We start from the raw sequence: 8,179 nt of genomic DNA, 5'->3' as shown, positions 1-8,179 counted from the left end.
CGGGTGCTGGCGCGCGGCGGGGTGGTCTGCGCCACCGGCGGCTTCGGCGCCGCCGCGCAGGCCGCGAGCGAACGGCCGCAGAGCGCCGCGGCGCACTGGAGCATGTCGCCGGAAACCAACACCGGCGACGCCCTGCGCCTGGCCGCGGCGGTGTCCGCCGCCAGTGGGCAGAAGCTGGCCGCCAACTTCTTCTGGGCGCCGGTGTCGGTGCTGCGCCGCCCGGACGGCAGTCTCGAGCGCTTCCCACACCTGGTCACCGACCGGGCCAAACCGGGGATCATCGCCGTCGACAGGAGCGGCCGGCGCTTCGTCAACGAGTCCAACTCCTACCACTGCTTCGTCGAGGCGATGTTCCAGGGCCACGCGCCCTGCTGGCTGATCGCCGACGCCGAAGCCCTGGGCAAGTACGGCATGGGCCTGGCGCGGCCCAAGCCGGTCGACAACTCGGCGTTGATCGCCGCCGGCTACCTGCACCGCGCCGACACGCCCGAGGCGCTGGCGCGCGCCATCGGCGTCGACCCGCAGGGCCTGCGCGCCACCCTCGAGCTGCACAACGCCGACGCCCGCACGGGCGTCGATCGCCAGTTCGGCAAGGGCGGCAACAGCTACAACCGCCACCTCGGCGACCCGCACCAGCAGCCCAACCCGTGCCTGGCGCCGCTGGAGAAGGCGCCGTTCTACGCGATCCGCATCGACACCGGCGACCTGGGCTCGGCGCGCGGCCTGCGTACCGACCGCCATGCCAACGTGGTCGATCTGAGTGGCGCACCCATCCCCGGGCTATACGCCGCCGGCAACGACATGAATTCGATCATGGACGGCACCTACCCCGGCCCAGGCATCACCCTCGGCCCCGGCATCACCTTCGGCTACATCGCCGCCAGCCACATCGCCGAGCGCCTGCTGGCCGGCAACTGACCTTTCGACGGAGATACCCGCATGTACTACGAACTGCGCACCTACACCATCAAGCCGACCCGCCTCGCCGACTGGCTGGCGCTGTACCAGAGCGACGCCCTGGCGGTGCAGACCGAGCATCTGGGCAAGCTGGTCGGCTTCTTCACCACCGAGTTCGGCGAGGCCAACCAGGTGGTGCACATCTGGGCCTACGAGAGCCTCGACGACCGCGCCGTGCGGCGCGCCAGCATGGCCGCCGACCCGCGCTGGACGGCGTTCGCGCGCAAGAACCGCGAGCTGGACGCGGTGGAGCGCCTGGAGTCGCGGCTGATGAAGCCGACCGGTTTTTCGCCCTTGCAGTAAGCCCCAAGGCAATCGCATGAACGCTGTAGGAGCGAATTCATTCGCAACCGAGCCGCCGGGGTCGCGAATGAATTCGCTCCTACAGGGGGTGAGTCCACGCCAGCTGCGTGCGATTGCCCCTCCTACAACAACAAGAGGCAAAACATGCACACGCCCGACAGAATCGAATGCGACGTGCTGGTGATCGGCTCCGGCGCGTCCGGGCTGGCCGCCGCGGTGACCGCCGCGCACCACGGCCTGAAGGTGGTGGTCGCCGAAAAGGAGCCGCTGCTCGGCGGCACCAGCGCCTGGTCCGGCGGCTGGCTGTGGATTCCGCGCAATCCGCTGGCGGTCGCCGACGGCCAGCTCGAGGAGCCCGATGCCCCCGAGCGCTACCTGCGCGAGCAGCTGCAGCGCAGCGAACTGGACCCGCGCCAGCGCGCCTTCCTCGCCCACGGCCCGGCGATGGTCGAGTTCTTCCAGCGCCACACCGCCGTGCAGTTCCAGTCCGGCAGCCGCATGCCGGACATGCACGACGGCCCCGGCGCGGTGCCGGGCGGGCGCTCGCTGTGCGCTGCTCCGTTCGACGGCCGCCAGCTCGGCGAGTGGATCGAGAAATTGCGCCCACCGCTGGACCTGATCAGCCTGGCCGGCATGGGCATCGCCGGCGGCGCCGATCTCGCCCACTTCCTCGACGCCACCCGCGCGCCACGATCGGCGCTGTACGCCGCCGGGCGCCTGCTGCGGCATTTTCGCGACTGCCTGCTGCACGGCCGCAGCCTGCACCTGGTCAACGGCAACGCCTTGGTCGCCCGCCTGCTGCGCAGCGCGCTGGACCTCAAGGTCAGCCTGCTCAGCGAAGCGCCGGTACGCCGCCTGCTCGAGCGCGACGGCCGGGTGATCGGCGCCCTGCTCGATCATCTCGGCATGCCGACCGAGATCCACGCCCGCCGTGGCGTGGTGCTGGCCTGCGGCGGCTTTCCCCACGATCGCGCGCGCATCGCCGAGCTGTTCCCCCACGCGCCGGATGGTCACGGTCACCACTCGGCGGCGCCGCCCTGCAACAGCGGCGACGGCCTGCGCCTGGGCGAGGCGGTCGGCGGACGGGTGGCGGACGATCTGGTCCACGCCGGCGCCTGGGCGCCGGTGTCGCGGGTGCCGCGCCGGGATGGCAACTTCGGCGCCTTCCCGCATCTGATGGAGCGCGCCAAGCCGGGCTTCATCGCCGTGCGTCGCGACGGCCGGCGCTTCGCCAACGAGTCCGACTCCTACCATGCCTTCATGAGTTCGCTGTTCGCCGCCACCCCGACCGGCGAGGCGGCTGAGGCCTGGCTGATCGCCGACCGCCGCGCGCGTAGCCGCTACGGCATCGGCGCGGTGCGGCCGTTCCCCTTCCCCGATGCGCCCTGGCTGGGCAACGGCTACTTGAAACGAGGCGACAGCCTCGCCGAGCTGGCCCGTCAGTGCGATATCGACTCGGAGCAGCTCGCCGCCAGCGTGGCGCTCTTCAACCGGCACGCCGCCCGCGGCGAGGACCCCGACTTCGGCCGCGGCGCCTCGCCCTACAACCGCGCCCAGGGCGAGCCCCGCCATGGCCCCAACCCGTCGCTGGGGGCACTGGAACAGGGGCCGTTCTACGCCGTGAAGCTGGTCCCCGGCAGCCTCGGCACCTTCGCCGGACTGCGCACCGACGCCTGCGCGCGGGTGCTGGATGCCGGCGGCCAGCCCATTGACGGACTGTTCGCCGTGGGCAACGACATGGCCAGCGTGATGGATGGCCACTATCCGAGCGGCGGCATCACCCTCGGCCCGGGGATGACCTTCGGCTATCTGGCCGGCCTGGCACTGGCCGGTTTGCGGCCCGCGACGGACGACAATAGACCTTCGACTAGAGCCAATCCCTTCTCAGGCTAAAATGGACTAACTGGTTAGGTTTTGTTCGATAATCGAACGGATGGGCGTTTATCGGATTGACCCCAGCCAGCGCGAATCCCAACATCTACACCAGACCGGATGCTCCCTTGCCTGCCGCAGATCGCCATCCGGCCGAGTCAGCTGAAGCTGATCCATAACAATTTCAAGAATCGGGTAAACGCTCATGTCCAACTCCACGGCTCGCCCAGTCGTATCGCCGCAGACGTTCGCCTCGGTGCACCCCCACGCCGGTGTCGGCGAGAAGATCCGCGCCGCCCTCGCCGTCGGCAAGATGCGCTGGGGCATGCTGGCCCTGGTGTTCTTCGCCACCACCCTGAACTACATCGACCGCGCCGCCCTCGGTGTGATGCAGCCAATCCTCGCCAAGGAGATGAGCTGGACCACCATGGACTACGCCAACATCAACTTCTGGTTCCAGGTCGGCTACGCGGTCGGCTTCCTGCTGCAGGGTCGCTTCATCGACAGGGTCGGCGTCAAGCGCGCCTTCTTCCTCGCCGTGCTGCTGTGGAGCCTGGCCACCGGCGCCCATGGCCTGGCGACCTCGGCGGTCGGCTTCATGATCTGCCGCTTCATCCTCGGCCTCACCGAGGCGGCCAACTACCCGGCCTGCGTGAAAACCACCCGTCTGTGGTTCCCGGCCGGGGAGCGCGCCCTGGCCACCGGCATCTTCAACGCCGGCACCAACGTCGGCGCCATGGTCACCCCGGCCCTGCTGCCGCTGATCCTGTCCGTCTGGGGCTGGCAGGCCGCCTTCATCGGCATGGGCCTGCTCGGCCTGGTCTGGCTGGTGTTCTGGGCGCTGAACTACTACAACCCGGAAGAACACCCGACCGTCAGCAAAGCCGAGCTGGAATACATCCAGAAGGACGTCGAGCCCGAACCGACCAAGGTGCCCTTCTCGCAGATCCTGCGCCGTCGCGGCACCTGGGCTTTCGCCGTGGCCTACATGATCACCGCGCCGGTGTTCTGGTTCTACCTGTACTGGCTGCCGCCGTTCCTCAACCAGCAGTACGGCCTGGGCATCAGCGTCACCCAGATGGGCATCCCGTTGATCCTGATCTGGCTGACCGCTGACTTCGGCAGCATCGGTGGCGGCATCCTGTCGTCGTTCCTGATTGGCCGCGGGGTCAACCCGATCCGCGCCCGCCTGGTGTCGATGCTGATCTTCGCTGCCTGCATCTGCTCGGTGGTGTTCGCCGCCAAGGCCAGCGGCCTGTGGGTCGCGGTGCTGGCGATCTCCCTGGCCGTGGGCGCCCACCAGGCCTGGACCGCCAACATCTGGAGCCTGGTGATGGACTACACGCCCAAGCACCTGATGAGCACCGTGTTCGGCTTCGGCGGTATGTGCGCGGCGATCGGCGGCATGTTCATGACCCAGATCGTCGGCTACGTGCTGACCGTCACCAACAACAACTACGCCGTGCTGTTCACCATCATCCCGGCCATGTACTTCCTGGCGCTGACCTGGCTGTACTTCATGGCGCCGCGCAAGCTGGAAGGCTGATCCGCCTTCCAGCCAAGGCAAAAGCCGATGCCGCGCACCAGCGCGGCATCGACTTTTCTCGCTTCAGAACAGCTCCAGCTGACCATCCACCAGACGCTGGAAGTCGCTGTGCACGAAGGGCAGGATGGCGTCGGCCACCGGCTGCAGTTGGCGCGTCACGTAATGGTCGTAGTCGATAGGCTTTGCGAAGATGCGCGTCACCAGCTCGCAGTCCTTGAGGTTGTATGCAGCCAATGTCGCAAAGGCCATGGAGCCGCATTCGCCAGCTATGGCAGCGTGTTGCGTAATGAACTGCTTCTGGTTCAGGGCGCGGATGACATCAAGTCATACTCTACCTCGGCATCGGTGCTTCGCCAGTTCTGTGCCCACTGTGGCTCGTCACTGTTCTGGTCGAAAGCCAAGGTGAACACTCCGACTGGATCTCGATAGCGCTCGGCACCCTGGATACTCCGTTCACGTCGGAGAAGCAGAAGCACATCCAGGTGACATCCAAGGCACCCTGGTATGAAATTCGGGATCCTTGGCCACAGTCCGACTGACTGCTCCGGGTCGGCAGCAGCCCCCTCTCCCCACGGCATGCCTCGCATGCCGCGGCCAATGTCTCAAGCCCTCACGTACCGAATCACCGCCTCGCAGATCATCTCCTTGTGCCGCGCACGGGTTTCCGGGTCGGTGAAGTCGACTTGGTGGATGGTGGCGAAGGTGTAGCGGTTGGACACGCGGAAGAAGCAGAACGAGCTGATCAGCAGATGAAGGTCGCGCGGCTCGATGCCTGGGCGGAACACCCCGGCGGCCACGCCGCGGTCGAGAATGCTGGCGATCTCGGCGAGGATCGAGCGGTTCAACGAGCGGATCACCTGCGACTCGGCCAAGTGGGCGCCGTGGTGGATGTTCTCGATGCTGACCAGGCGGATGAAGTCGACGTTGCTGTCGTGGTGCTCGAAGGTGAACTCGACCATGCGGCGGATCGCCGCCTCGGGGTCCAGCTCGTCGAGCTTGAGCGCCGCCTCGGTGGCACGGATGTCGCCGTAGAGCTTCTCCAGCACGGCCAGGTAGAGCTGCTCCTTGCTGGTGAAGTAGTAGTAGATCATTCGCTTGGAGACGTTGGTGCGCTCGGCGATGGCATCCACCCGCGCGCCGCTGAGGCCGTGCTCGGCGAACTCGGCGATGGCCGCCTCGAGGATGTCCTGGCGGGTCTTCTCCGGGTTGTTCTTGCGCGGCTGGCGTGCCTCGAGGGGAGCGGTGACTGGCGACATGGCTGGCGAACTCGTTGGCAAAGGTATTGCGCGATTATCGGTTGCCGCCCGGCGGGAGGGAAGCCACGCCGCCCGCGGCGGCGTGGCCTGGGGGAGTCACAGCTTGGGGCTGCGCCGGCCGGAGCGGGCATGGGCCAGGGCGGCCAGGCGCACGGCGACGTTGGCGGCGCCGTAGGCAGCGTAGTTCTTGCGCTGCAGGATCTCGAAGAAGAAGCGCTCGGCAAACGGCTCGGTGTAGACGTGGAACAGCTCTCCGCCCTGGGCGTCGCGGTCGTAGAGGATGTTGAAGTAGGCCAGCCTGCTGAGGAAGTCATCGTCGAAGTCGAAGCGCGCGGCCAGGTCGTCGTAGTAGTTCATCGGGATGTCCAGCAGCGGCACCCCGGCCTCCTTGGCGCGCTCGACTGCGACGAAGATGTCGTCGCAGTCGAAGGCGATGTGGTGCACGCCCGAGCCGCGGTAGGTGGACAGCGAGCGGGCGATGGCGGTGTTGCGGTTCTCCGAGATGTTCAGCGGCAGGCGCACGCTGCCGCAGCGGCTGCGGATCGCCCGGCTCTTCACCAGCCCGTAGGGATCGGGCAGCACCACCTCGTCGTCGGCCTCGAAGTCGAACAGGCTCTTGTAGAACAGCACCCAGGAGTCCATGCCCTCGGCCGGCAGGGCCATGGCCACGTGGTCGATGCGCTTGAGCATGCCGGCGTCGCTGTTGCCCTTCAGGTCGAAGTCGGTGTCGTAGATGCTGTGGCCCTCGGCGTCGCGGTCGGCCAGGTAGATCAGGCTACCGTCCGGTGCGCGCACCGCGGGGATCTCGCGCTCGTTGGGGCCGATCAGGCTGCGGTACGGCTGGCCGCCGAACTGGCTGGCGCGCTCCAGCGCCTGGTGGCTGTCGCGCACGCGCAGCGCGGTGGCGCACAGCGACGGGCCGTGGGCCTCGAAGAAGCTGTGGGCGAAGGAATACGGCTCGGCGTTGAGCACCAGGTTGATGTCGCCCTGGCGCAGCAGGCTGACGTTCTTCGAACGGTGGCTGCCGGCCTCGACGAAGCCCAAGCGGGTCAACCACTGTGCCAGCTGCGCGCCGTGCTCGCCGTCGACGGCGAATTCGAGGAACTCGATGCCGTCGTAGCGACTGGCCGGCGGCGGGGCGAACAGCACACCCTCCTCGACCGGCTGGTGCTGTTCCTCCAGCAGCAGGCGGGTCTTCTCCTCCAGGTACAGCAGCGAGCGCAGGCCGTCCACCGCGGTGGCGCGCGGCGGCGCGGCGCGGAAGCCGTCGTTGAAGATCTCCAGCGACAGCGGGCCGCGGTAGCCGCTCTTGAGGATGGGTGCGAGGAAGCCGGGTAGATCGAAGTCGCCCTGCCCCGGGAAGCAGCGGAAATGCCGGCTCCACTCCAGCACGTCCATGTTGAGGAGGGGCGCGTCGGCCATCTGCACGAAGAAGATCTTGTCGCCGGGAATCTCGGCGATAGCGCTGGGGTCGCCCTTGAGCGACAGGGTGTGGAAGCTGTCGAGCAGCACGCCCAGGCTCGGGTGGTCGGCAGCGCGCACGATGTCCCACACCTGCTGGTAAGTGTTGACGTGGCGGCCCCAGGCCAGCGCCTCGTAGCCGATGCGCAGGCCGCGCGCGCCGGCGCGTTCGGCCAGCAGGTGCAGGTCGTCGATGAGGATCTGCCGGTCGCCAAGGGCGTCGGCGGCGACATTGCTGCACACCAGCACCAGGTCGGTGCCCAGCTCCTGCATCAGGTCGAACTTGCGCTCGGCGCGGTCGAGGTTGCGCTGCAGGCGGTCGCGGCGCACGCCCTCGAAGTCGCGGAACGGCTGGAACAGGGTGATCTCCAGGCCCAGATCGGCCGCCAGCCGGCGCACCTCGCGCGGGCTGCCGCCGTAGTAGAGCAGGTCGTTCTCGAAGATTTCCACGCCGTCGAAACCGGCGGCGGCGATGGCCTCGAGCTTCTCCGGCAGGGTGCCGCTGAGCGAGACGGTGGCGATTGAACGGTGCATGCGTCCTCCTGGGATGAAGGCGGTCGGTGCAGCGCAACAGCAAGGCAGGCTCGCGCCGACGGGATGGAATGGCTCGAGTATCGGGCAGCCCTCCGGCAGCGGCAACAAAAATGTACTAACCAGTTAGTTTTGTGTTCGATCAGCGAACGGATCCATTCCCCGGCCGATTGACCCGGGTCCAGCCCGCCACGCACCATGCGGCCATATCTCGGTCGACCCGCCGCCTCCGGCGCCGCGTCGCCGCATGCCA

Annotated in this window: 7 protein-coding genes and 1 pseudogene; 5 read left to right on the top strand and 3 right to left on the bottom strand. The window is 67.8% G+C overall.

The window, feature by feature from the left end:
- The 4 genes from E5198_RS11250 to E5198_RS11235 all read left to right on the top strand — a co-directional run.
- Positions 1-918, top strand: a 918-nt coding sequence (locus E5198_RS11250) for an FAD-binding protein (RefSeq protein ID WP_136490084.1), incomplete at its 5' end; no start/stop codon positions are given.
- 21 nt (positions 919-939) lie between these two features.
- Positions 940-1,260: an NIPSNAP family protein gene (locus E5198_RS11245; protein WP_136490083.1), complete on the top strand. Its 321-nt coding sequence runs from the start codon at positions 940-942 to the stop codon at positions 1,258-1,260.
- A 144-nt stretch (positions 1,261-1,404) separates the two neighbouring features.
- Positions 1,405-3,153 (top strand): FAD-dependent oxidoreductase, encoded by a 1,749-nt coding sequence (locus E5198_RS11240; RefSeq protein WP_136490082.1) that lies wholly within the window; start codon positions 1,405-1,407, stop codon positions 3,151-3,153.
- Positions 3,154-3,337: 184 nt separating this feature from the next.
- A complete protein-coding gene (locus E5198_RS11235; RefSeq protein ID WP_256659059.1) occupies positions 3,338-4,678 on the top strand; it encodes an MFS transporter in 1,341 nt (446 codons plus the stop codon).
- 63 nt (positions 4,679-4,741) lie between these two features.
- On the opposite strand, the gene E5198_RS21530 is transcribed toward E5198_RS11235, so the two are convergent.
- Positions 4,742-4,927 (bottom strand): hypothetical protein, encoded by a 186-nt coding sequence (locus E5198_RS21530; protein WP_168772517.1) that lies wholly within the window; start codon positions 4,925-4,927, stop codon positions 4,742-4,744.
- Here E5198_RS21530 and E5198_RS11230 point away from each other — a divergent pair.
- Positions 4,841-5,217 (top strand): annotated as a pseudogene (locus tag E5198_RS11230) (GFA family protein). The gene E5198_RS21530 and the pseudogene E5198_RS11230 sit on opposite strands and share 87 nt — an antisense overlap.
- Before the next feature lie 63 nt (positions 5,218-5,280).
- On the opposite strand, the gene E5198_RS11225 reads toward E5198_RS11230, so the two are convergent.
- Together E5198_RS11225 and quiC are read right to left on the bottom strand one after the other, a co-directional pair.
- Entirely contained in the window at positions 5,281-5,934 is a 654-nt protein-coding gene (locus E5198_RS11225) for a TetR/AcrR family transcriptional regulator (RefSeq protein WP_136490081.1), read from the bottom strand.
- Between the two features lie 96 nt (positions 5,935-6,030).
- Positions 6,031-7,929, bottom strand: coding sequence for a 3-dehydroshikimate dehydratase QuiC (gene quiC, locus E5198_RS11220; protein ID WP_136490080.1), 1,899 nt, complete (start codon positions 7,927-7,929; stop codon positions 6,031-6,033).
- Between the last annotated feature and the right edge of the window lie 250 nt (positions 7,930-8,179).

Source organism: Pseudomonas sp. A-1 (genome assembly GCF_004801855.1).
Taxonomy (GTDB): domain Bacteria; phylum Pseudomonadota; class Gammaproteobacteria; order Pseudomonadales; family Pseudomonadaceae; genus Geopseudomonas.
The sequence above is the reverse complement of the archived record's forward strand: the minus strand, read 5'-3'. Positions and strand labels throughout refer to the sequence as shown.